Here is a 22,500-nt window from a genome sequence, read left to right as displayed (position 1 = left end):
CGGGACAGTGTTCCCGAAGCTTGCGCCGTCTCCGGCGGGGCCGGTTCGGTGCGGTCCACTTGGGAACGAGCCGAACTTTGCAGAATGGCCGCGGTTCGTAAGTGTTAAAAAAACGTAAACTTTTCGTCAGGAAAACCGGAACGCGCTGAGAGTTGGATTCCTGCCCGGGGAATACTTGGACGATCCCTTCGCACTGCAATAGAACCGCTCGGCTCCTCGCGTTTGCACTGCGGGCGCCGACGCGTATCCAGGGCTTACGGAGCGGTCGCGCGGAGTGGCCCGGCCTCGATGCGGACGCCGATGAGGCTGTCCCACAGATCGAGAACCGTCTGCGCGCCGGTCTGCTCGGAGAGCCCGTCCGGCGTCCAGCCCTGATGGCTGCCCCGATGGGCTGAATGGAACAGGAGGGCGTCGCCCATCCCGAGGGTGAAGTCCGGGTCCTGTGCCAGGCTGAAGGTGAGGACGCGCTCGCCGACGGGCCCCGCCGGCAGGCCGGTCAGCGCCGCCCACGCCTCGGCCTGGACGAGCCCCAGCACTTCGCCGGGCGCACCGCCCATGACCGGGCGGGCCACGAGGGTGACGAGGCAGGTGAGGAAGCCCAGCGCGTAGGGTTCCATCCACGCCTCGCCCGGATCTGAGCCGCGCCGCCAGCGCGTGCGCTCCACGTAGGGGCGGACGATCCGCAGGGCGGCCCGGCGCCCGCGCCGGGCGAGCCACAGGTCGGTGAGATGCGCCATGTCGGGACTCTTCGAAGGCGGCGTCCGCCGACCGATCGAGGCCGGTCGCGCGCGATGGTCCGCCCGGCCACGCCGGAATTCAAGCCACCTCCTTCGCGCCGGACCATCGACGCCGGACGACGTGATTCGACGCATCATCCACCGATGAATTCTTGCGGATGACGGGCCGGGGCCCGCGCGAGCCTTGCGGGTTCGGCGTATCGTTGCGGCCGAAGACCGGTCCCGAAAAAGACTGGCCTCGAAAAAGACTGGCCTCGAAGAAGACTGGCCCCGAACAGGAGCGGCCCCATGCGAACGGACCTCCCGGCCGCCCCGGACTTCGAGGCGCTCCAGGCTCCGAAGGGCGACGCCGCCCTGCGGCAGACGCAGATCCTCAGCCTCATCGGCAATCTCGGTCTGAGCTGGTCCAACACCGAGAGCGTGTTCGTCTACGTCCTGATGCTGCTCCTGCGCACGGACGAGATCACGGCGGCCATCGTCTTCACCACCCTCAACACCAGCCGGGCGCGCCTCGACCTGATCCGCCGGCTCGCTTCGGTGAAGCTCGCCGATCCGGCCACGGCGCAGACGCTGGAACGCCTGATCCGGCGCTTCAACGCCGCCACCAGGGTCCGCAACGACCTCACCCACGCCATGTCGGTGGTCAACGCGCACGGCGAGATCACCCACACCAACACCATGCGGATCGTCGAGCATGGCGGCCGCCTCAGCTTCGGCGCCCAGCGGGCCATGGACGACGCGCGGGTGCGCGAACTCACGGACGTCAACCGCCAGCTCGCCCGGCTCAACCGCGACCTCTGGCAGTTCCTGCCCGTGCTCGCCGCCAGCCTGGACGCGCCCGCCCCAGACGTCCCCGCCGATCCGCCTCAGGGCTCGGCGAGCCAGCCCTGAAGCCGGGCGTAGCGCACGATCTGCGCCCGGGTGCGGATGCCGAGCTTGTCGCAGGCGCGCATCTTGTAGGTCTCGATGGACTTGGTGGTGACGTTGATCTGGCCGGAAATCTCCTTGTTGGTGTGGCCGAGCGCCACGAGGCGGATCACCTCGCTCTCGCGCTGGGTCAGGGCGGGCTGGATGGCCCCGTCCTCCGTCGGCGCGCGGCGGCGCCCTTGCGCGGCGCGCGGATCGAACAGCTGCCCGGCGATGGTCGGATCGAGGTAGAAGCCCTCCGTCGTCACCGCCCGGATCGCGTGGAGCAGGTGGTCGATGGGGGAACCCTTGAGTACGTAGCCGCGCACGCCCGCCTCGAACGCGGTCTGCACCAGGGTGCGGTCGTTGTGGGCCGTGAGGGCGATGAGGCGCGTCGGCAGGGCCAGGGCGGCCACCTTGCGGGCCAGGACCACGCCGGTCATGTCCGGCATGGCGATGTCGATCACCGCCACGCTCGGCCCGAACTCCTGCATCAGGCGTAAGGCCTGAGACCCGGTGCTCGCCACCGCCACCACGCGCATGCCGTCGGTGCCGTCGATGACCGACCGCAGGCCGGCCAGGATGGCGGGGTGGTCGTCGGCGAGAACGATCCGGATGCCGGTCTCCGCGCTCGTCCCGGATGCCGTCTCGTCCACCGCCGCGTCAGACCGGGTGCGGCAGACGCAGGCGGGCCTGGATCCGCGTGCCCCGCCCACACCCCGTGTCGACCACGAGGCTTCCTCCGATCCGGGCCATCCGGGCGGCCATGCCGGGCAATCCCATCCCGGACGCCGCGGGATCGTCGGCACCGGACGCCCGGACGGGGACGGGATCGAACCCGCAGCCGTCGTCGCCGATGGTCAGGGTGAGGACGCTTCGCCGCACGGTCAGGTCCACGGCGACCCGGCTCGCCGTGCGGGCATGCTTCAGGATGTTGGTCAGGGATTCCTGGAGGATCCGCAGCAGGGGCTGCTCGAGGGCGATGGGTAGGCGCAGGCGGGGCCGGTTGCAGCGAAACGCCACCGGCAGGCCTGAGGCCAGGGACCACGCGTCCAGGGTCTCGGTGAGGAACGCGTCGAGGTCGCGACACTCCGCACCGGATCGGACATCGCCGCGCGGCGCGCGATCCGGTCGGCTCCGGGGGGCGGAGGGCTGCGCGGCCGCGATGGACCCGAGGTCGGCGGCGAAGCGCGCGAGCTGGGTCTTCGTGCGGTCGAGATGCGCCCGCGCCCGCCCTTCCGGAACGAACGCTTCGAGGAGCTTGAGGGAGATCTGAAGTAGGGCGAGGTGGTAACCGCCGCAATCGTGGAGATCCTGGGACAAACCGCCCGCGTCGTTCGCGCCGGCCGGGGACCGCGTTCCGCGCGCGATGGCCTTGCGGTGCTCCGCCAGGAGCGCGGCCATGTCGTCGGCCTTGTCGTCGGCTACGGTCTCGTTCCGCACACGCCCCTCGCGCCGGGCGGACGACACGAAACTCGGTCTGGGCCGACCGTCGATGTCCTCGGGGATTGCTTGTTCGGGGCGCACGAATATCTGCGTCATGGCAATACGTCCAATCCCTAGGTGATTTTTATCACGGCAAAAACCGCCTTTGTCTTCAACCTCGACCGTTGAACGCCTTGGGGTGAAAAACCGGAACCTTGCCGCAACTGCAATTGTTTTGCGGTCAGTGTATCATGTCTTGGATCGATTACCTTTCCAACGGCGCCACCATTCCACCCAATGCCCTTTGAAAAGCTGAGCCGCGAACCGAGAAAAGCGTAATCCGATTATTTGAGAGCCGCCACAAAAATATCCTACGCCTTAAACGGTAACCTTCGTCGGGAAAAACCTTACGCGCGAAATCTTCCCCGCGGCGGGACGGAACCCGCGCAAGGGCAGAGGGACAACCGGGAACCGCTCCTCGCAACGGCCGAGCCGGAAAACACCGATGGCCGCGCTGTCGGGCGCGGCCATCGGGGACACCGTTCGAGGCTCGTGGCGCGCAGCCCCGGGGGCCTGGATCAGGCCCGTCCGCGCTCCGGTGCAGCGGGCGTTCCGGCCGTGACGCTCAGCGGGGATCCGGCGGGCCCTCGCCCTTGCCGACGAACGGAATGCCCTCGATGGGGCATTCCTCCGTCCCGACGCCCGGGCGGGTGATGGCCCGCACGGCGTCGCGGGTGCCGTCCGGGTCCTCGATCCAGCGGCGGTAGAAGTCGTAGGGGCACTCCGACAGCCCGTGGCGGTTCTCCTTGGAGGCGATCATACCCGTGTAGCCGCGGTGGAGCAGCTTGAAGAGGTGGTTCTCCGACTGCCCGTGGGCGCGGGCATCGCGGATCAGGAACTTCGACAGGGCGGCGTACTGGATGCCCATCTCCTCCTCGCCGCACTCGCCGAGCGTGCGCCCGTCGAAGCCGATGATCGCCGAGTGACCGAAATAGCTGTAGACCCCGTCGAAGCCGGCAGCGTTGGCCACGGCCACGTAGGTGTTGTTGGCGAACGCCATCGCCTTCGACATCAGGACCTGCTGCTCTTTCGCCGGATACATGTAGCCCTGGCAGCGGACGATGAGCTCGGCGCCCCGCATGGCGCAGTCGCGCCAGATCTCCGGGTAATTGCCGTCGTCGCAGATGATGAGGCTGATCTTCAGGCCCTTGGGACCGTCGGAGACGTAGGTCCGGTCGCCCGGATACCAGCCCTCGATGGGCGTCCAGGGCATGATCTTGCGGTACTTCTGCACGATCTCGCCCTGATCGTTCATCAGGATGAGGGTGTTGTAGGGCGCCTTGTTCGGGTGCTCCTCGTGGCGCTCGCCGGTGAGCGAGAACACGCCCCAGACCTTCGCCCTGCGGCAGGCGGCGGCGAAGATCTCGGTCTCGGGCCCCGGGATGGAGGTCGCGGTCTCGTACATCTCGGCCGCGTCGTACATGATCCCGTGCGTCGAGTATTCGGGGAAGATCACGAGGTCCATGCCGGGCAGGCCGGACTTCATGCCCACCAGCATGTCGGCGATCTTGCTTGCGTTCTCCAGCACCTCCATCTTGGTGTGGAGGCGGGGCATCTTGTAGTTCACCACCGCGACGCCGACGCTGTCGGCGCTGGACGAGATGTCTCCGTGCATCATGGCGTGATGTGCTCCTCAGGGGGGGACGAACCCTCCCCCCTCCGCGGGGGAGGGTGCCTGCGGAGCAGGCGGGAGAGGGGTCGGCACAGGTGTTTCCGGAAGGGGCGGCGCTGCCTCTCTTGCGGGACTTCGTCCCGGCGCGTCGCTGCGCGACCACCCTCTCCCGCAGAGGGGAGAGGGTGCTTCGCGTCAGTGGCTGATCATCCAAGGCCGCGCGTTCGGAAAACTCTTGGCGGCCGTGGGGTTGGATGTTGGCTTGGCACTGCCGCAGCACCCGCAGCCGGGGCCGTGGCCGGAGGACTTGCGGGGCGCGTGCTGGCTCCGCTCGTTCGTGGCGAAGGCCTTGCGCCGGCCCGCATCCATGGAGGCGAGGTTCGGCGCGTTGAGGAAGGCGCGGCCGCATTCCGAGCCGCAATCCGGGCAATCGTGCGGATCCTGAAACTGCGCCATCGGGCGCAGCACAGTGAACGGACCGCAGGCGGCGCAACTGTAATCGTAGACCGGCATGCTCAAAGATCCGGCGAGAGCGGCATCTGGATCGAGCCGTCGAGGAACTTCGTCGGCCCGTCCGCACCCGGATTGATGTCGAACTCGAAGATCTTCGTCGGAATCCACAGGGTCGCGCAGGCGTTGGGGATGTCGACGACACCGGAGATATGGCCCTGGACCGGCGCCGTGCCGAGGATCGAGTAGGCCTGGGCGCCCGAATAGCCGAACTTCTTCAGGTACTCGATGGCGTTGAGGCAGGCCTGGCGGTAGGCGACGGTCACGTCGAGGTAGTGCTGCTTGCCGTGCTCGTCGACGGAAATGCCCTCGAAGATCAGGTGATCGTCGAACTTCGGCGTGACCGGCGACGGCTTGAAGATCGGGTTCTTGATCCCGTACTTGGCCATCCCATCCTTGATCAGGCTCACCTTGAGATGGACCCAGCCGGCCATCTCGATGGCGCCGCAGAAGGTGATCTCGCCGTCGCCCTGGCTGAAATGCAGGTCGCCCATGGAGAGGCCGGCACCCGGCACGTAGACGGGGAAGTAGATCTTCGAGCCCCGCGACAGGTCCTTGATGTCGCAATTGCCGCCATGCTCGCGCCCCGGCACCGTGCGGGCGCCCTCGGCGGCCGCCTTGTCCTTCGCCTCGCCCTTCAGCCGGCCCATATGGGCGGTCGGCGCGAAGGGCAGGGTGGCCAAAGCCGGTACCCGGTTGGGGTCGGTGTCGAACAGGGCCTTCTCGCGAGTGTTCCAGGTCTCCAACATCTTGGGATCGGGCAGGCAGCCGATCAGGCCCGGATGGATCAGGCCGGGGAAGCGCACGCCGGGGATGTGGCGGGATTTCGTGAACATGCCCTCGAAGTCCCAGATCGATTTCTGGGCCTGGGGGAAGTGCTCGTCGAGGAAGCCGCCGCCGTTCTTCTTGGAGAAGAACCCGTTGAAGCCCCACTGGCTCTCGGGCTTGGCGCCGATGTCGAGGAGGTCGACCACGAGGAGGTCGCCGGGCTCGGCGCCCTCGACGCCGATGGGCCCGGACAGGAAGTGCACGATGGAGAGGTCGATGTCGCGCACGTCGTCGGCGGAATCGTCGTTCTTGATGAAGCCGCCGGTCCAGTCGTAGGTCTCGACGATGAAGTCGTCGCCGGGCTTGACCATCGCCACCATGGGGATGTCGGGGTGCCAGCGATTGTGCACCATGCTGTTGTCGTAGGCCGACTGCGTGAGATCGACCTTGATCAGGGTCTCTGCCATCGTCTCGTGCTCCCTTCCCTAACTTCGGGACTTGCCCTGGACGTGAGGACATGCGTCCCCGTTCGCGCGCGCCGATCATCCGGCGCCGCGCAAGAGGTGATTTTGGAGTCGGAGGGCCCGGTGGGGCCCCGAAACACTCAGACCGAGAGGAAGCGGGCGACCTGGGCCTCGTCGATGTCGGCGCGCAGGGACTCGTGGACGATGTGGCCGTTCTCGATGACCAGGACCCGATCGGCGACATCGAGGGCGAAGCTCAGCACCTGCTCGGAGACCACGATGGAAAGGCCGCGCGCGTCGCGAATCTTCTTCAGCGTCCGGCCCATCTCGCGGATGATGGAGGGCTGGATGCCTTCCGTCGGCTCGTCCAGCAGCAGGACCTTGGGGCGACTGGCCAATGCGCGCGCGATGGCGAGCTGCTGCTGCTGGCCGCCGGACAGGTTGCCGCCGCGCCGGCCCTTCATCTCCAGCAGCACCGGAAACATCTCGTAGAGTTCGCCAGGCACCCGGCGCTCGTTCGTCACCGTCAGGCCCGTCTCGATGTTCTCCTGCACGGTCATGGCGGAGAAGATCATGCGGCCCTGCGGCACGTAGGCAAGGCCCTTGGCGACGCGCTGGTGGCTCTTGAGGGCGCCGACCTCCGTGCCGTCGACCCGGATCGAGCCGGATTTGACCGGCACGATCCCCATCAGGGTCTTCATGAGCGTGGTCTTGCCCATGCCGTTGCGGCCCATCACGGCGACGATCTCGCCGGGCGCCACCTGGATGTCGAGGCCGTGCAGCACCTCGCTCTGGCCGTAGGCAGCGTGGAGATCGCCGATCGCCAGCATCGGCTGGACGCCCGCTTGGATAGAGGGCGCGGGGGAGGGGCCGGGCGTGGTCTGGAGCATGAACCCGTTCCCTCTCAGTGGCCGAGATAGACTTCGATGACCTTGGGGTCGTTCTTGACCCGGTCCATCGAGCCCTCCGACAGGACCTTGCCCTGGTGCAGAACGGTGACCCGGTGGGCGATGTCCTCGACGAACTTCATGTCGTGCTCGATGACGAGTACCGAGCGGCCGACGATGATCTGGTTCAGGAGTTCTGCGGTCTTGATGCGCTCGCCGACGCTCATGCCGGCGACGGGCTCGTCCAGCATGAGGAGTTCGGGGTCCTGGATCAGCAGCATGCCGATCTCGAGCCATTGCTTCTGGCCGTGGCTGAGGAACTCGGCCCGCTCCAACAGCTGGTCCTTGAGGAAGATCATGCTGGCGACCTCCTCGATGCGGTCGCGGACCTCGGCGTCGCGCTTGAAGGTCAGCGCCCCGAACACCGAGCGGCCGCGGGGATAGGAGATCTCGAGGTTCTCGAACACGGTCAGGTCGTCGTAGATCGACGGCGTCTGGAACTTCCGGCCGACCCCGGCCTGCACGATGGCGCTCTCGGAGAGTTTGGTGAGCTCCGTGCCTTTGTACTTGATCGAGCCGGAACTGGCCCTGGTGCGCCCGCAGATGAGGTCGAGCACCGTGGTCTTGCCGGCGCCGTTGGGGCCGATGATCACCCGGATCTCGTTGGGGTCGACGTAGAACGACACGTCGTTGACCGCCTTGAACCCGTCGAAGGAGACGGTCAGGCCCTCCACCGCCAGGAGGAAGTTCTTCTCCGCCGGGGCGGCACCGATGATGTGCGAGGGGAGCAGCGCGGCGTTCATTCCGAAAAAATCCTACTCGGCCGCGTGGGGGAGGGCGACGGCGGGGGCGGGCTCCAGGGCCTTCACGCGCCGGGTCAGGCGGGGCTCGACATAGGTGCGGTAGATCCCCGCGAGACCGTTCGGGAAGGCGAGGACCACGAGGATGAACAGGCCGCCGAGGCCGAACAGCCAGAGTTCGGGAAAGCTCTCCGAGAAGGTGGTCTTGGCCCAGTTGACCAGGAGCGTGCCCCAGACGGCGCCGAACAGGGACAGGCGCCCGCCCACGGCCGCGTAGATCACCATCTCGATGGACGGCACGATGCCCACGAAGGACGGCGACATGAACCCGACCTGCAGGGTGAACATCGCGCCCCCGATGGCGGCGAACACGGCGGCGAGGCAGAACGCGAAGGTCTTGAAGCTCGCCACCGGGTAGCCGGAGAAGCGGACCCGGTCCTCCTTGTCGCGCATGGCGACGAGGATTCGCCCGAGCTTCGAGCGCTTCACGTATTGGGCGAACAGGATGCAGGCGACGAGCAGCCCGCCGTTGACGAAGTAGAGGATGTTGTGGGCGCGGTCCGTGCGGATGTCCCAGCCGTTCAGGGTGCGCAGGTCGGTGATGCCGTTGATGCCGCCGGTGTAGCCCTGCTGGCCGACGATGAGGATCGTCAGGATGGCGGCGATGGCCTGGGTGATGATGGCGAAGTAGGTGCCCCCCACTCGCCGGCGGAACATGGCGCTGCCGATCACGAAGGCGAAGAACGCCGGCACCACGATGACGGCGAGGATCGTGAAGGGCAGGCTGGTGAACGGCTTCCAGAACCACGGCAGCTCGGTGATCTGGTTCCAGTCCATGAAGTCGGGGATGCCCGGCGTCGACTGGATCTTCGTGTTCTCGACGCTCGACGCTTCGAGCTTCAGGAACATGGCCATGAGGTAGCCGCCCAGACCGAAGAACACCCCCTGGCCGAGGGAGAGGATGCCGCCGAAGCCCCAGCAGATGACGAGGCCCAGCGCCACGAACGAGTAGGTGAGGTACTTGCCCACCAGATTGAGCCGGAAGGCGTCGAGGAGCATCGGCAGCACGAGGAAGATCACGGCGGCCAGCAGCGCGAGGCTGATCCACTCCATGGGCTTCATGAACGGGTTGTCGTGGACGGTCGAAGCGGTGGCGCGGGTCATGACGGGGGGGCTCCTCAGCGCCGGACCTTGAGGGTGAAGAGACCTTGCGGCCGCAGCATCAGGATGCCGACGACGGCCAGCAGCGTGATCACCTTGGCGGTGGAGCCGGACAGGAAAAATTCGAGGGTCGACTGAGTCTGCGAGATCGAGAAGGCCGACGCGATGGTGCCGAGCAGCGAGGCGGCGCCGCCGAAGACCACGATGAGGAAGGTGTCGACGATGTAGAGCTGGCCCGAGGTCGGCCCCGTCGAGCCCACCATGGTGAAGGCCGAGCCGGCAACGCCGGCAATGCCGCAGCCGAGGCCAAAGGTGAGGCGGTCGACCTTTTCCGTGTCGATGCCGACCGCGCCCGCCATGGGCCGGTTCTGCACCACGGCGCGGACCTGGGCGCCGAAGCGCGAGCGGTACATGAGGAGCGCGACGCCTGCGGTGATGAGCAGGGTGATCGCCATCACGAACATGCCGTTGATGGGGATCTCGATGGTGTCGGTGACCTGCACCGAGCCGATGAGCCAGGCGGGGAGCTCGACGCCGACCTCGCGCGGCCCGAAGATCGTCCGATAGGCCTGCTGCAGGATGAGCGACAGGCCCCAGGTGGCGAGCAGGGTGTCCAGCGGGCGCTTGTAGAGGTGGCGGATCAGCGCCCATTCCACCAGCATCCCGAGGGCTCCCGACGCCACGAAGGCCAGCGCCATGGCGACGAAGAAGTACGCCGGGAACAGGGCCGGCAGGTGGGTCTGGAAGAACCCGGAGCACAGGTAGGTCATGTAGGCGCCGAGGATCATGAACTCCCCGTGCGCCATGTTGATCACGCCCATCTGGCCGAAGATGATCGCCAGGCCCAGCGCCATCAGGGTGTAGACCGAGAACAGGATCAGCCCGGCGAAGCCCTGCATCACGAAGATCGAGCTGAGGTCCGTGAGGGAATAGTCGCCGAGCATTCTTTTCGACCTTCCGAAGGATTCGGCCATCGCGTTGCAAGCATTGGGCCGTGGGAGGCTGCGGGCGCGGTCATCTCGAAAGAGGCGCGACGCGCTCCCTCTCCTGGAAGGAGAGGGGACCCGCGCCCACTGGACCTGATCCAGCGGGCGCGGAGAGCGGTCCTACTGGTAGCCCTTGGGGAAGGGGTTCGGCTCGATGAGGTCCTTGCTCTCGTAGACCACCTCGAACTGGCCGTTCGGCAGCGCCTTGGCGACGCGGGTCTTGGACCAGAGGTGATGGTTGGGGTGGATCTTGACGTAGCCCTCGGGGGCTTCCTTGAACTCGATGTCGGCGGAGGCGGCCGCCACCTTGTCGACGTCGAATGACCCGGCCTTCTCCACCGCCATCTTCCACAGGAACGGTCCGAGATAGGCGGCCTGGGTCACGTCGCCGATGACGGTCTTCTCGCCCCACATCTTGTGGAAGGCCGCGACGAACTTCTCGTTGTTGGGGTTCTTGAGCGACTGGAAGTACTTCATGCAGGAATAGGCCCCGGCGATGTTGTCGCCACCGATGCCGTCGATCTCGTCCTCGGTCACCGAGATGGTCAGCAGGGTCTGCTTCGACAGGTCGATGCCGGCCGCCTTGAGCTGCTTGTAGAACGCCACGTTCGAGCCGCCGACGACGTCGGTGAAGATCACGTCGGGCTTGGTGAGCTTCAGCTTGTTGATCACCGAGTTGAACTGCGTGTGGCCGAGCGGGAAATATTCCTCACCCACGACCTTGGTCTTCAACACGTTCTCGATGTGCTTGCGGGCGATCTTGTTCGAGGTGCGGGGCCAGATATAATCGGAGCCGATGAAGAAGTACGTCTTGGCGCCCTTCTCCTTGGCGACCCAGTTCAGCGATTCGAGGATCTGCTGCGTGGCCTCCTGGCCGGTGTAGATGACGTTCTTCGACTGCTCCAGGCCCTCGTAGAAGGTCGGGTAGTACAGCAGGCCGTTGTACTGCTCGAACACCGGCAGCGCCGCCTTGCGCGAGGCCGAGGTCCAGCAGCCCATCACGGCGGCGCAATGGTCGTTGACCAGCAGTTTCTTCGCCTTCTCCGCGAAGGTCGGCCAGTCGGAGGCGCCGTCCTCCTGGATGATCTTGATCTTGCGGCCGAGCACGCCGCCGGCCTCGTTGATCTGCGCGATGGCGAGCTTCTCGGCCTGGATCGAGCCGGTCTCGGAGATCGCCATGGTGCCGGTGGCGGAATGCAGGATGCCGACCGTGACCTCGGTGTCGGTCACCGCGAGGCCGGTGGTGTTCACGGTGGCCGTCGCCGGGCCCGCCGCGAACGCCATCCGGGGCATCAGCGCGATGGCCGGCACGCCGGCGAGACCCATGAGAAGCCTGCGCCGCAGCGCCGATTGCAGGCCGTTGCCCTTGCTCTCTGCCATCGTGCCCAAAATCCTTGATCGTCGTCGCCCGGCCCGTCGAAAGGGCCGTGGATCGATACGCAAAGGCTAGGCCGCATGGTGCGGTGCGGTCGATACGCAGTCTTGCGTATGGAGCGGGCCCGCGAGGAGGCCCATCGTGACGGCCTTTTCGCGCATCGAACGCACGCGCGAATCGAAGCCAAGCGATGCGGCTCACCCCGCCTCGGGAACAGGGTTCGCGCGTGCTACCCTCGTGCCGACCCATGCCCCAGCACCAGCGCATCCTGCCGATCCGGCGCGACTACAACCGCTTCGTCGCCGACGAGACGCTGGAGGACTACGCCCTGCGCTTCACCGCCAAGGCGGCGCGGCGCTGGTCGGGCCTGCGGGTGGCGCAGACGGCGCTGGGCTCCGTGTCGTTCCTGGCGCTGGAGGCCATCGGCGGCACTCTGGTGCTCGCCCTCGGCTTCACCAACACCCTCGCGGCCCTCGTGGTGGTGGCGCTCATCATCTTCGCCACCGCCGTGCCGATCTGCGCCTACGCGGCCCGCTACGGCGTGGACATCGACCTCCTCACCCGGGGCGCGGGCTTCGGCTATATCGGCTCGACGGTGACCTCGCTGGTCTATGCGAGCTTCACGTTCCTGTTCTTCGCCATCGAGGCGGCCATCATGGCGATGGCCCTGCAACTGTGCTTCGGCCTGCCCCTGGCGCTCGGCTACCTCGTCAGCGCGGTGGCGGTGATTCCGCTGGTGATCTACGGCATCACCCTCATCAGCCGGTTCCAGATCTGGACCCAGCCCCTGTGGATCGTCCTCAACCTGCTGCCGCTCGCCTGCATCGTCTGGCAGGGCGGGGCGCCCGTGGGCGAGTGGCTCGGCCATGCCGGGGAAACCGGTGCCGGCGGGTTCGATCTCGCCCGATTCGGCCTCGCCACCGGCATCCTGCTCGCCCTCCTGGCGCAGGTCGGCGAGCAGGTCGACTTTTTGCGATTCGTCCCCGCGATGGAACCCGGCGGGAAGCGCCGCTGGTGGGCCGCCGTGCTCGGTGCGGGGGCGGGCTGGATCGTCCCGGGCTTCCTCAAGATCCTGCTCGGCTCGTTCCTCGCCATCCTGGCCCTGCGCCACGGTGTGCCGGCCGACCGGGCGGCGGAACCGACGCAGATGTACACGATCGCCTTCGGCTACGTGGTCGCGCCGGGCCCCTGGGCCATCGCCCTGATGACCGTGTTCGTCGTGGTCTCGCAGATCAAGATCAACGTCACCAACGCCTATGCGGGCTCCATCGCGTGGTCGAACTTCTTCTCCCGCCTCACCCACAGCCATCCGGGGCGCGTGGTCTGGCTGGTGTTCAACGTCGCCATCGCGCTCCTGCTCATGGAACTCGGCATCGACAAGACCCTGGCCAGCACCCTCAGCCTCTACGCGGTGGTGGTCTCGGCCTGGGTCGGGGCGCTCAGCGCCGATCTCGCGGTGAACAAGCCGCTGGGCCTGTCGCCCCCCGGCATCGAGTTCAAGCGGGCGCACCTCTACGCCATCAACCCCGTCGGCACGGGTGCCATGGCCCTGTCCATGGGCGCTGGCTTCGCCGCGCATCTCGGCTGGCTCGGCGTCACGCTCACGCCGTTCGGCCCGATGCTGGCCCTCGTCGTCGCCTTCGCCGCCGCCCCCGCCATCGCGTGGGGCACGGGCGGGCGCTACTACCTCGCGCGAACCCCGAAAACCGACTGGAACGGTGCGGCCGCCATCACCTGCCGGGTGTGCGAGCATCCGTTCGAGCCCGAGGACATGGCCGAGTGCCCGGCCTATGGCGGGGCGATCTGCTCCCTGTGCTGCTCCCTCGATGCCCGCTGCGGCGACCTGTGCAAGCCGCACGGTCGCCTCGATGCCCAGGCGCAGGGCGTCCTCGCACGCGTCCTGCCGGCCCGCACGGCGATCTGGATCGGCGCACCGCTCGGGCGCTACCTCGCCCTGATGCTCACACTGGTCAGCGCCGTAGCGCTGATCCTCGGCATCGTCCATGCGGGCGCGGTCTCGGAGCACCCCGAGCACCGGGACATGCTGGCCGCCGCGCTCACCTCCGTGTTCCTCATCCTCATCGTGATCCTCGGCATCGTCGCGTGGCTGTTCGTGCTCGCCCAGGAGAGCCGCCACGTCGCCCTGGAGGAGACCGCCCGCCAGACCGGGCTCTACCAAGCCGAGATCGCCGCCCATAAGATCACCGACCTGAAGCTCCAGCAGGCCAAGGAGGCGGCCGAGGCGGCGAACCTCGCGAAAAGCCGCTACGTGGTCGGCATCAGCCACGAACTGCGCACGCCGCTGAACGCGGTGCTGGGCTACGCGCAATTGCTGGAGGGCGATCCTTCCATCCCGGCGCCGCGCCAGAACGGCATCCGGGTGATCCGGCGCTCGGCCCAGCACCTGTCGGGGCTCATCGACGGGCTCCTCGACATCTCCCGCATGGAGGCGGGACGCCTGCAGATTCATCGCGATGAAATCAGGCTCTCGGATTTCCTCGATCAGATCGGCGACATGATCCGCCTCCAGGCCGAGGGCGCCGGCCTCGAGTTCCGCTTCACCCGGCCGGACACCCTGCCGGTGGTGGTGGCCACCGACGAGAAGCGCCTGCGCCAGATCCTGCTCAACCTCCTGTCGAACGCCGTGAAGTTCACGCCGAAGGGACACGTCGCCCTCGACCTCGCCTATCGCAGCCAGATCGCGGTGTTCACGATTCGCGACACCGGCCTCGGCATTCCGGCCGACGATCTGCAGCGGGTGTTCGAGCCGTTCGAGCGCGGCTCCATGGCGGCGGCGCTGACCACCCCGGGCACCGGCCTCGGGCTCACCATCGCGCACCTGCTGGCCCAGATCATGGGCGGGGAGATCACCGTGGAGAGCACGGTGGGGCAGGGCACCTGCTTTCGCCTGCGCCTCATGCTCGCCTCCGTGGCGCGGCCGAAACCCGTGCGGCTGGCGGCCCAGGCGTCCGCGGTGCCGCGGACCTACACGGGTGCGCGCCGCACCATCCTGGTCGCCGACGACGACGCCGCCCATCGCGGCCTCATGCGCGACATCCTCGAACCCCTCGGGCTCATCGTGATCGAGGTTGCCGACGGCCCCGCCTGCCTCGACCTCGCCGCCCGGCATCCGCCCGATCTGTTCCTCCTCGACATCGCCATGCCGGGCATGACCGGCTGGGTCCTGGCCAGGGCCTTGCGTGAGGCCGGCCAGACCGCCCGGATCGCCATGATGTCGGCCAACGTCCACGAGATCAGCCCGTCGCGCGGGCACGACGCGCCCCACGACGCCATCATCGCCAAGCCGTTCGACCTTCGCGATTTTCTGGAGATCGTCACCGGTCTGCTCGGCCTCGCCTGGAGCGCGCCGGACCCGGCGCCCGCGTCCGACACGCCGCCCGCCGCCGCGGACGAAGCGGGCCCGCCGCCCCGGCCGGACGCCGTGGCGGATCTCCTGCGCCTCGCCCGGATCGGCCACGTCCGCGGCCTGGAAGCCAAGCTCGCGCGGATGGCGGAGGAGCCCGATCCGCCGTCCGTGTTCCTGGCGCGGATGCGCGGCCTCGTGGCGGCCTACGATCTGCGCCGCGTCATGAGCGTGCTCGAAGCACTGCGGCAAGCGCCCGCGGCCCAGGACACGCCCGCGGCCCGGCAAGCGCCTGCGGCTCAGGAAGCGCCCGCGGCCCAGCACGGGTCAGTGAACGAAGACACGCCCGCGACGGCGCCCGAGCCGGAGCCCGCCGGCCATGCGTGAGCCCCAGCGCGACATCGTCCTCGTGGTCGACGATTCCCCCGACACCCTGAGCTTCCTCACCGACGCCATCGAGCGCTCGGGCGCCACGGTGCTCGTGGCGGTGGCGGGCGACCTCGCCCTGGCGCTGGTCGACGAGATCACCCCCGACATCATCCTTCTCGACGCGGTGATGCCCGGCATGGACGGGTTCGAGACCTGCCGCCACCTCAAGGCCAAGGGTCATCTCGCCCACGTGCCGGTGATCTTCATGACCGGCCTGTCGGAGACCGAGCACATCGTGAAGGGCCTGGAGGCGGGGGGCGTCGACTACGTGACGAAGCCCATCGCGCCGGACGAGATCCTGGCGCGCATCCGGGTGCACCTCGCGGGCGCCCGGGCGGCCCAGAGCGCGCGCGCGGCCCTCGACACCACCGGCCGCACCCTGTTCGCGGTGGACGGGCAGGGGGCAGTGCTGTGGTCGACCCCCCAGGCGGCGCGCCTGCTCGCGGGCTTCGGCGACCCGGGCGCGGGCGGCCTGCCGCCGCAGGGGCGGGACTGGCTGCGGGGCTCCGTCGCCGGAACGGTCTCGGCGCCCCTGACCCTGACCGACCGCGACGGCGTCGCCCACACCCTGAGCTTCATCGGCGGCACGGGCGACGAGATCCTGCTGCGCCTCGCCCGCGACCCCGTGGAGGCCGGGATCGAGCGCCTGCGCGCGCGCCTGCCCGTGACCGGGCGGGAGGCCGAGGTGCTGCTGTGGCTGTCGCGCGGCAAGGCCAGCCGCGACATCGGCGAGATCCTGGGCCTGAGCCCGCGCACGGTGACGAAGCACCTCGAGGGGATCTACGCCAAGCTCGGCGTCGAGAACCGCACAGCGGCCTCGCTCATCGCCGCGCGCCACCTGCAGGATCTGGGGTGAGCGGAGCGGCGGCGCACCCGGAGGGGCTGCCGCTCCGGATCGTCACGCCAGGGCGCGCGCCGCGCCGCTGACCGCCTGGACGGAGGCGTCGACGTCGTGGGCCGCCCGGGCGATGCCGTCCATGGTCTGGCGGACGAGCTCGACGCTCTGGGCCGCGTTCTGCATGTTCACCGACATGTCGCGGGTGACCGCGGCCTGCTCGGTCACCGCCGACGAGACGCTGAGGGAGATCTCGCTGAGATGCCCGATGGTCCGGCCGATGGCCTCGATGGCGTGCACGGCCCGGTTCGTCGAGGCCTGCACCGCCGCGATCTGTGTGCCGATCTCCTCCGTGGCGCGGGACGACTGGTTGGCCAGCGCCTTCACCTCCGCGGCGACGACGGCGAAGCCCCGGCCCGCCTCGCCGGCCCGCGCCGCCTCGATGGTGGCGTTCAACGCCAGCAGGTTGGTCTGGTCGGCGATGGAGCGGATCACCGTGACGACCTCGCCGATCTTCTCGGCCGAGGCGGTGAGCCCGGAGATGATGGTCCCGGCCTCGCCCGCCCGGGCCACGGCCTCGTCGGCCGCGCCCTTGGCCTCGACGGCGTGCCGGCTCAGCTCCTCGATGGAGGACGAGAACTCCTCGGCCCCGGCCGCCACGGCCTGGACGTTGCCGGATGTCTGCGCCGCGGCCTCGGCCGTGGATGCCGCCTGACGGCTCACGCCGGAGATCGCATCGGTGATGAGGGCGAGGTCGTTGTCGATGAGGCGCTGGCCGTCGCGGCGGCGGTTGCGATCGTTCACCTGGGCCGTGACGTCGTTGGCGAACTTCACCACCGCGTAGGGTTTGCCGTCGGCCCCCAGGATCGGATTGTAGGCCCCGTGGATCCAGACCTCGCGGCCGCCCTTGGCGAACCGGCGGAATTCGCCCGAATGGGCCTCGCCCCCGGCCAGGCTGCGCCAGAACCCGGCATAGGCCGGACCGTCGCGCTCCTCGGGGGAGACGAACAGGCTGTGGTGGCGTCCCTTGATCTCGTCGAGGCGGTAGCCGAGGGCGTCGAGGAAGTTCGCGTTGGCGTCGGTGACCACCCCGTCGGGGGTGAAGTGGATCACGGCCTGCGAGCGGTTGATCGCCGCGATCTGCCCCTCGTAGGAAGCGATGCGCTGCTTCTGGGCCGTGATGTCGGTGGCGATCTTGACCACCTTCACCACCTTGCCGGCCCGGTTCAGGACCGGATTGTAGGACGCCTGGATCCAGATCTCGCGACCGCTCTTCGTGGTCCGCATGAACTCGCGCGCCTGGAACTGACCGGCACGCAGGGCCGCCCAGAACGTCTCGTAGGCCGGGCTCTCCCGCTCCTGGGGCGAGACGAACAGGCTGTGATGCCGGCCCCGGACCTCGGCGAGGGGATATTCGAGCAGGTCGAGGAACAGCCCGTTCGCGTCCAGCACCGCACCCTTCAGATCGAACTCGATCCGCGCCTGCGAACGATCGATCGCATCGAGCGTGGCGCGACTGCCGGAATCAAACATCTCGGTTTCTCCCTCTGGGCTGGAATACCCCCAGCGCGTGCAGGACCCGTATGGCAAGTTGCGCTTAATAATCCCTCAATCGCCAAAGACATTTTCCAATGTCTGATCGTCGCGGACACTCGCCTGCCACGCGAATTATTGATCACGAATACGTTATCCGATGATCCTCAAATAAGAGTTCGGGTTATCTTGAGATAAGATCAAATGATAGCGGAACATAGTCGATCAGGCCGGACGGCAGCGCATCCATTCCCACATACAGGTCGAAAGCACAGTAGATCCGCTCGGTCGGCCCGTGTCGCGGTCCGGACCGTTAGCCTCTTCGCCGAAGTGGTCATTGGCTTCTGGCAAGGCCTCGCGGCGAAGGACCATCGACTACCAACGCCGACCCGGCGAGATCCGTCGCCGTCCTCGGCGATCCCTCGACACCGGACGGTTGCGACATCCGGCGCCCGTTCGCCGCACCCCAGACGAGCGGACGGGACGAGGTTTCGGCCGGGATGAAGCTTGGCCGCGGGTGCGTGCGTTGTCGTCACGAATCCCGAGCCTTTCCGCCCCGTGAGATCGCAATGACCCGACACACGACCGCTACTTCTCTCCTGACCGCCCTCGCCGTGGGTACGGCTCTGGGCGGATCTCCCGCCCGCGCGCAACCGGCCCTCGGGGGCACGCCGACCGGCAACGTGCCGGCCGGAGATGCGCTGACGAAGGTCGCGAGCTTCGAGCATCAGGTCACCGGCGTCACCGTGTCGAAGGACGGCCGGATCTTCGTCAATTTTCCGCGATGGACCGAGGACACCGAGGTGTCCGTCGCCGAGGTGAAGGACGGCAAGGTGGTGCCGTTCCCCGATGCCGCCTGGAATTCCTGGCGCAACGCGAAGAAGGACGAGGTCTCGGCCAAGGATCATTGGGTCTGCGTGCAGAGTGTGGTCGCGAGCCCGGACGGCAACCTCTGGGTCCTCGATCCCGCCGCCCCCGCCATGGGCGCCCTGGTGCCGGGCGGCGCGAAGCTCGTCGAGATCGACCTCCGGACGAACCAGCCGGCCCGCACCATCGCGTTCGACGAGACGGTGGCGCCGCAGGGCTCCTATCTCAACGACGTGCGCTTCTCGCCCGATGGCGGGACCGCCTACCTCACGGATTCGGGGGCCAAGGGCGCCCTCGTGGTGGTGGACCTCGCCAGCGGCAAGGCCCGCCGCGTCCTCGACGGCGATCCCTCGACGCAAGCGGACAAGGGCGTGACCGTGACCTACGACGGCAAGCCTCTGCGCCGGCCGGACGGGCGCGGCGTCGAGTTCGCGGCCGACGGCATCGCCCTCTCGCCCGACGGCCGGACCCTCTATTGGCAGGCGATCAAGGGCAAGACCCTCTACAGCCTGCCGACGGAAGCCCTGGCGGAGGGCGTCACCACGGCCCTGATGCCGACGGCGCTCGCCGACAAGAGCCTCTCGGGCAAGATCGAGACCGTGGGCGAGAACGGCCCGGCGGACGGGCTGATCATTTCCCGGACGAATGGGCGGATGTACATCACCTCGCCCCAGGACGATTCCATCAAGGTACGCGACCTTTCCGCCAAGGGCGGCGCGACCGCCACCCTGATCAAGGACGCGCGCCTGCGCTGGCCCGACACCTTCGCGGAGGGCCCGGACGGAACCCTCTACGTCACCACCTCGCGAATCCAGGATTCGGCCTTCTACATGCCCGACGCGCCGGCGGCCTTGCCGACGGACCTCTGGAGCTTCAAGCCCGCCGCCCCGGACGCCACCGGCTCCACCCGGCCGGCGCGCTGACCCCGACGACCGGGCGGCCTCACGGGGCCGCCCGCCGCTTCCTCGAACCCAGGGCGACGATGCACCGACGTACCTTCCTCGGCCGGGCCGCCCTCGGCCTCGCCCTGACGGCGATGCCGCGCGAAGCGGCCGCCGCACCGGTCCTGCACGTCGACGATCCGGACTTTGCGGCCGTGGTCGATCGCGACGCGCGCCTCACCGCCCTGTATTCCGAGGGACGCTGGTGCGAGGGGCCATGCTACGCGCGTCACCTCGGCGGCCTGGTCTTCAGCGACGTGCGGTCCAACCGGATGTTGCTCATCGGCGACGACGGGAAGACCAGAACCTTCCGCGACCCGTCCGACAACGCCAACGGCAACACCCTCGACGCCAAGGGACGCCTGGTGACCTGCGAGCACCGGGGCCGGCGCGTGGTGCGGGCCGAGGCCGACGGGTCCCTCACGGTCCTGGCCGACCGTTACGGGGGGCAGCCCCTGAACTCGCCCAACGACGTGGCGTTGGCGCCCGACGGCGCACTCTGGTTCACCGATCCGATCTTCGGCATCTCCATGCCGGACGAGGGCATCGTGCGCGAACCGGCGCAGGCCGCGCGGCGGGTCTATCGCATCGACCCCGACGGCACGCTCACGGGCATGAGCGACGCCCTCGACCAGCCCAACGGCCTCGCCTTCAGTCCGGACGGGCGCCGCCTCTACGTCAGCGAGACCGGCGCCTCCCTCAACCCCGAAGGCGCCCGCGCCATCCTGGCGTTCCCCGTCGAGAACGGGCGCACGCTCGGGCCCCCGAACACCTTCGCCACCCTGGACGCGGGCGTGCCCGATGGGCTCGCGGTGGATGCGGACGGGCGTGTCTACGCCGCGTGCGGCGACGGCGTCCGGGTCTACACGCCGGACGGACGGCGCCTCGGCCGCATCGCCACAGCCACGGATGCCGCCAACGTCACCTTCGGCGGCCCCGACGGCCGCCGCCTCTTCATCGCGTCCGGCCCCGCCATCCTGGCCATCGACCTCCGGGTCCGCGGCGCCGCCCACGGCTGAGCTCTCATCCCCTTCGAACACCCGAGACCCATCATGACCCTCGCCCGACGCGACCTCCTCGCCGCCGGCCTCACCGGGGCCGCTCTGCTGTCCGCCTCCGGTGCGACGGCGAAATCCGAATCCGGCGCTCACGAGTCAAAAACCGGTGCCGTGACGACGGACCGGACGCCAGCGGGCCTCGAACTCGCCTTCGTGGCCGATGCGCCCTCGACGCCGACGGGCCTCGCCATCGCGCGCGGCGGCCGCGCCTTCATCATGATGCCGCGCTTCGACGCCAAGGTGCCCTACACCGTGGGCGAGGTCCTGCCCGGCGGGGCCGTGCGGCCCTATCCCGATCTGGAAACCAACCAGCCCGATCCGGAGAAGGCGCAGACACGCTTCTTCCACGTCCCCAACGGCGTGTTCGACCGGGACGACACCCTGTGGCTCCTCGATGCCGGACTGCCGGACGGCTCGGGGCCGCCGGTGAAGGGCGGCGCCAAGCTGGTGCAGATGGACATCGTCGGCAACCGCATCCTGCGGGTGGTGCCGCTGGAATCCGGCATCGCCCCGACCTCGTCCCTCAACGACCTGCGCATCGACATCCGGGACGGGTACGCCCGCGCCTACATCACCGACCAGGGCCAGGACGGGGAGGGCGCGCTCCTCGCCGTCGACCTCGCCACCGGGCGAGTGGTGCGGCGGCTGCACGGGCACGCCAGCACCAAGTCGCAGAAGGGGCTGACGAAGTTCGTCGAGGGGCGCGCCGTCGTCCAGCGCAAGGGCGATGCCCCGCCCCGTCCGGTCCAGGGCGGCGCCAACGGCATCGCGCTCTCCCCCGACGGGCGGCGCCTGTACTACGCCCCCCTCATCGGCCGGCATCTCTACGCCGTCGACACCGCCGCCCTGCTCGACCCGCAGGTCACCGATGCCGGAGTGGCGGCTGGGGTCGAGGATCTCGGCGAGAAGGGCATGACCGGCGGCCTGACCACGGATTCGAAGGACCGGGTGTACCTCGCCCTGCAGGAATTCAACGCGGTGGGCCGGCGCAGCCCCGACGGCACCGTCGAGATCCTGGCCGCCGACCCGCGCCTGATCTGGGCCGACACATTCTGGATCACCCCCGACCGCTGGCTCCACATCTCGGCCGCCCAGGTGAACCGCCGGCCGGAATACAACAACGGGACCGATCGGCAGGCGCCGCCCTACGCGATCCTGAAGATCCGGATCGACGCCGACCCGGCGTGAGGGGGAGACGCCGGCTCCTTCCCGGCCATCGGGGGTGGAGCCGGCAGGGTACCTATTTCAGGGTCTTGAGGTAGGCGACGACGTCGTTGATCTTCTTGTCGTCGGGATAGCCGGCGAAGACCATCTTCGTTCCAGGCACCTTGGCCTTGGGATTCTTCAGCCACTCGTGCAGATTGGCGTCGTCCCAGGTGATACCCGAGCCCTTGAGGGCGGCGGAGTAGTTGTAGCCCTCGTAGGTTCCGGCGGCGCGTCCGACGACACCGACGAGATTGGGACCGACCCCGTTCTTGCCGGCCTGATGGCAGGCCTTGCAGGGGGCGAACGCCTTCTCGCCCGCCGCGGCGTCACCCATGTCCTGCGCATGCGCGCCGAGCGAGAGCGCAAGTGTCAGGACCGTGCCGAGAACGATTGGCTTCATGGTTTCCCCCATCGCGATGGATAGGGACTCGTAACTATGGCGCGGGACGACCGGACGTAGGGCCGGCCATCGGCCTGCGACACCTTGTCGGTTCCCAGGCGGGATTACACCAGGTTCCGGGATCGTGTCGCCTCTCCGATCATGGACGGCCCGGCCGTCCGGACGGCGCACCGGGC

General features: G+C 68.4%; 19 protein-coding genes. 6 read left to right on the top strand and 13 right to left on the bottom strand.

Going from position 1 to position 22,500, the window contains the following annotated elements; genetic code table 11:
* Positions 1-254: 254 nt before the first annotated feature.
* Positions 255-737, bottom strand: coding sequence for a hypothetical protein (locus tag ASF22_RS03665; protein ID WP_056261541.1), 483 nt, complete (start codon positions 735-737; stop codon positions 255-257).
* A gap of 288 nt (positions 738-1,025) precedes the next feature.
* Here ASF22_RS03665 and ASF22_RS03660 point away from each other — a divergent pair, with 288 nt between their 5' ends.
* Positions 1,026-1,628: a hypothetical protein gene (locus ASF22_RS03660; protein ID WP_056175376.1), complete on the top strand. Its 603-nt coding sequence runs from the start codon at positions 1,026-1,028 to the stop codon at positions 1,626-1,628.
* Here the strand turns inward: ASF22_RS03660 and ASF22_RS03655 are convergent.
* The 10 genes from ASF22_RS03655 to urtA form a co-directional block, all read right to left on the bottom strand.
* Entirely contained in the window at positions 1,604-2,299 is a 696-nt protein-coding gene (locus ASF22_RS03655) for a response regulator transcription factor (RefSeq protein ID WP_056175373.1), read from the bottom strand. The two genes, ASF22_RS03660 and ASF22_RS03655, sit on opposite strands and share 25 nt — an antisense overlap.
* A 7-nt stretch (positions 2,300-2,306) precedes the next feature.
* A complete protein-coding gene (locus ASF22_RS03650; RefSeq protein WP_056261538.1) occupies positions 2,307-3,185 on the bottom strand; it encodes an ATP-binding protein in 879 nt (292 codons plus the stop codon).
* 508 nt (positions 3,186-3,693) lie between these two features.
* Entirely contained in the window at positions 3,694-4,746 is a 1,053-nt protein-coding gene (locus ASF22_RS03645) for an aliphatic amidase (RefSeq protein WP_056261535.1), read from the bottom strand.
* A gap of 189 nt (positions 4,747-4,935) precedes the next feature.
* On the bottom strand, positions 4,936-5,253 hold the full coding sequence (locus tag ASF22_RS03640; RefSeq protein ID WP_056175365.1) for a zinc ribbon domain-containing protein: 318 nt from the start codon (positions 5,251-5,253) through the stop codon (positions 4,936-4,938).
* 2 nt (positions 5,254-5,255) lie between these two features.
* Complete coding sequence (gene fmdA / locus ASF22_RS03635) at positions 5,256-6,485, bottom strand: formamidase (protein ID WP_056261533.1); 1,230 nt, start codon at positions 6,483-6,485, stop codon at positions 5,256-5,258.
* Positions 6,486-6,622: 137 nt separating this feature from the next.
* Complete coding sequence (urtE, locus tag ASF22_RS03630) at positions 6,623-7,312, bottom strand: urea ABC transporter ATP-binding subunit UrtE (RefSeq protein WP_056261650.1); 690 nt, start codon at positions 7,310-7,312, stop codon at positions 6,623-6,625.
* 74 nt (positions 7,313-7,386) lie between these two features.
* The gene (urtD, locus tag ASF22_RS03625; RefSeq protein ID WP_056261530.1) at positions 7,387-8,172 is read right to left on the bottom strand and encodes an urea ABC transporter ATP-binding protein UrtD; all 786 of its coding nucleotides are present in this window, start codon (positions 8,170-8,172) and stop codon (positions 7,387-7,389) included.
* A gap of 12 nt (positions 8,173-8,184) precedes the next feature.
* Positions 8,185-9,333 carry an urea ABC transporter permease subunit UrtC gene (gene urtC / locus ASF22_RS03620; RefSeq protein ID WP_056261527.1) on the bottom strand — a complete coding sequence of 383 codons (1,149 nt, stop codon included), beginning with the start codon at positions 9,331-9,333 and terminating at the stop codon, positions 8,185-8,187.
* A gap of 14 nt (positions 9,334-9,347) precedes the next feature.
* Complete coding sequence (gene urtB, locus ASF22_RS03615; protein ID WP_056175352.1) at positions 9,348-10,274, bottom strand: urea ABC transporter permease subunit UrtB; 927 nt, start codon at positions 10,272-10,274, stop codon at positions 9,348-9,350.
* 162 nt (positions 10,275-10,436) lie between these two features.
* On the bottom strand, positions 10,437-11,696 hold the full coding sequence (gene urtA / locus ASF22_RS03610) for an urea ABC transporter substrate-binding protein (RefSeq protein WP_056175348.1): 1,260 nt from the start codon (positions 11,694-11,696) through the stop codon (positions 10,437-10,439).
* 242 nt (positions 11,697-11,938) lie between these two features.
* Between urtA and ASF22_RS03605 the strand changes: the two genes are divergently transcribed.
* Together ASF22_RS03605 and ASF22_RS03600 are read left to right on the top strand one after the other, a co-directional pair.
* Positions 11,939-15,442: an ATP-binding protein gene (locus tag ASF22_RS03605; RefSeq protein ID WP_082483493.1), complete on the top strand. Its 3,504-nt coding sequence runs from the start codon at positions 11,939-11,941 to the stop codon at positions 15,440-15,442.
* On the top strand, positions 15,435-16,340 hold the full coding sequence (locus tag ASF22_RS03600; RefSeq protein ID WP_056175345.1) for a DNA-binding response regulator: 906 nt from the start codon (positions 15,435-15,437) through the stop codon (positions 16,338-16,340). Before ASF22_RS03605 ends, ASF22_RS03600 begins: the two co-directional genes overlap by 8 nt.
* A 42-nt stretch (positions 16,341-16,382) precedes the next feature.
* Here the strand turns inward: ASF22_RS03600 and ASF22_RS03595 are convergent, their stop codons facing one another.
* The gene (locus tag ASF22_RS03595) at positions 16,383-17,852 is read right to left on the bottom strand and encodes a PAS domain-containing methyl-accepting chemotaxis protein (RefSeq protein WP_056261525.1); all 1,470 of its coding nucleotides are present in this window, start codon (positions 17,850-17,852) and stop codon (positions 16,383-16,385) included.
* 569 nt (positions 17,853-18,421) lie between these two features.
* On the opposite strand from ASF22_RS03595, the gene ASF22_RS03590 reads away from it, so the two are divergent.
* From ASF22_RS03590 to ASF22_RS03580, 3 genes are read left to right on the top strand one after another with little or no spacing between them, the layout of a single operon-like run.
* Positions 18,422-19,642, top strand: a complete 1,221-nt coding sequence (locus tag ASF22_RS03590; RefSeq protein WP_056261522.1) for an L-dopachrome tautomerase-related protein — start codon at positions 18,422-18,424, stop codon at positions 19,640-19,642.
* 59 nt (positions 19,643-19,701) lie between these two features.
* A complete protein-coding gene (locus ASF22_RS03585) occupies positions 19,702-20,679 on the top strand; it encodes an SMP-30/gluconolactonase/LRE family protein (protein ID WP_056261520.1) in 978 nt (325 codons plus the stop codon).
* A 33-nt stretch (positions 20,680-20,712) separates the two neighbouring features.
* Entirely contained in the window at positions 20,713-21,906 is a 1,194-nt protein-coding gene (locus ASF22_RS03580) for an L-dopachrome tautomerase-related protein (RefSeq protein WP_056261517.1), read from the top strand.
* A gap of 52 nt (positions 21,907-21,958) precedes the next feature.
* Here ASF22_RS03580 and ASF22_RS03575 read toward each other — a convergent pair whose 3' ends face one another.
* On the bottom strand, positions 21,959-22,324 hold the full coding sequence (locus tag ASF22_RS03575; protein ID WP_056175331.1) for a cytochrome c family protein: 366 nt from the start codon (positions 22,322-22,324) through the stop codon (positions 21,959-21,961).
* Between the last annotated feature and the right edge of the window lie 176 nt (positions 22,325-22,500).

The organism is Methylobacterium sp. Leaf87, assembly GCF_001422775.1.
GTDB lineage: Bacteria > Pseudomonadota > Alphaproteobacteria > Rhizobiales > Beijerinckiaceae > Methylobacterium.
This window is presented reverse-complemented; position numbering and strand designations above follow the sequence as displayed.

What these genes read in the sequence shown, in the direction of transcription:
- ASF22_RS03665 (WP_056261541.1), bottom strand. Translation starts at nt 737, where the DNA reads ATGGCGCATCTCACCGACCTGTGGCTCGCCCGGCGCGGGCGCCGGGCC.
- urtA (WP_056175348.1), bottom strand. Translation starts at nt 11,696, where the DNA reads ATGGCAGAGAGCAAGGGCAACGGCCTGCAATCGGCGCTGCGGCGCAGG.
- ASF22_RS03595 (WP_056261525.1), bottom strand. Translation starts at nt 17,852, where the DNA reads ATGTTTGATTCCGGCAGTCGCGCCACGCTCGATGCGATCGATCGTTCG.
- ASF22_RS03660 (WP_056175376.1), top strand. Translation starts at nt 1,026, where the DNA reads ATGCGAACGGACCTCCCGGCCGCCCCGGACTTCGAGGCGCTCCAGGCT.
- urtB (WP_056175352.1), bottom strand. Translation starts at nt 10,274, where the DNA reads ATGCTCGGCGACTATTCCCTCACGGACCTCAGCTCGATCTTCGTGATG.
- ASF22_RS03650 (WP_056261538.1), bottom strand. Translation starts at nt 3,185, where the DNA reads ATGACGCAGATATTCGTGCGCCCCGAACAAGCAATCCCCGAGGACATC.
- fmdA (WP_056261533.1), bottom strand. Translation starts at nt 6,485, where the DNA reads ATGGCAGAGACCCTGATCAAGGTCGATCTCACGCAGTCGGCCTACGAC.
- urtE (WP_056261650.1), bottom strand. Translation starts at nt 7,312, where the DNA reads ATGCTGGCGATCGGCGATCTCCACGCTGCCTACGGCCAGAGCGAGGTG.
- ASF22_RS03640 (WP_056175365.1), bottom strand. Translation starts at nt 5,253, where the DNA reads ATGCCGGTCTACGATTACAGTTGCGCCGCCTGCGGTCCGTTCACTGTG.
- urtD (WP_056261530.1), bottom strand. Translation starts at nt 8,172, where the DNA reads ATGAACGCCGCGCTGCTCCCCTCGCACATCATCGGTGCCGCCCCGGCG.
- ASF22_RS03575 (WP_056175331.1), bottom strand. Translation starts at nt 22,324, where the DNA reads ATGAAGCCAATCGTTCTCGGCACGGTCCTGACACTTGCGCTCTCGCTC.
- ASF22_RS03600 (WP_056175345.1), top strand. Translation starts at nt 15,435, where the DNA reads ATGCGTGAGCCCCAGCGCGACATCGTCCTCGTGGTCGACGATTCCCCC.
- ASF22_RS03645 (WP_056261535.1), bottom strand. Translation starts at nt 4,746, where the DNA reads ATGATGCACGGAGACATCTCGTCCAGCGCCGACAGCGTCGGCGTCGCG.
- urtC (WP_056261527.1), bottom strand. Translation starts at nt 9,333, where the DNA reads ATGACCCGCGCCACCGCTTCGACCGTCCACGACAACCCGTTCATGAAG.
- ASF22_RS03585 (WP_056261520.1), top strand. Translation starts at nt 19,702, where the DNA reads ATGCACCGACGTACCTTCCTCGGCCGGGCCGCCCTCGGCCTCGCCCTG.
- ASF22_RS03580 (WP_056261517.1), top strand. Translation starts at nt 20,713, where the DNA reads ATGACCCTCGCCCGACGCGACCTCCTCGCCGCCGGCCTCACCGGGGCC.
- ASF22_RS03590 (WP_056261522.1), top strand. Translation starts at nt 18,422, where the DNA reads ATGACCCGACACACGACCGCTACTTCTCTCCTGACCGCCCTCGCCGTG.
- ASF22_RS03605 (WP_082483493.1), top strand. Translation starts at nt 11,939, where the DNA reads ATGCCCCAGCACCAGCGCATCCTGCCGATCCGGCGCGACTACAACCGC.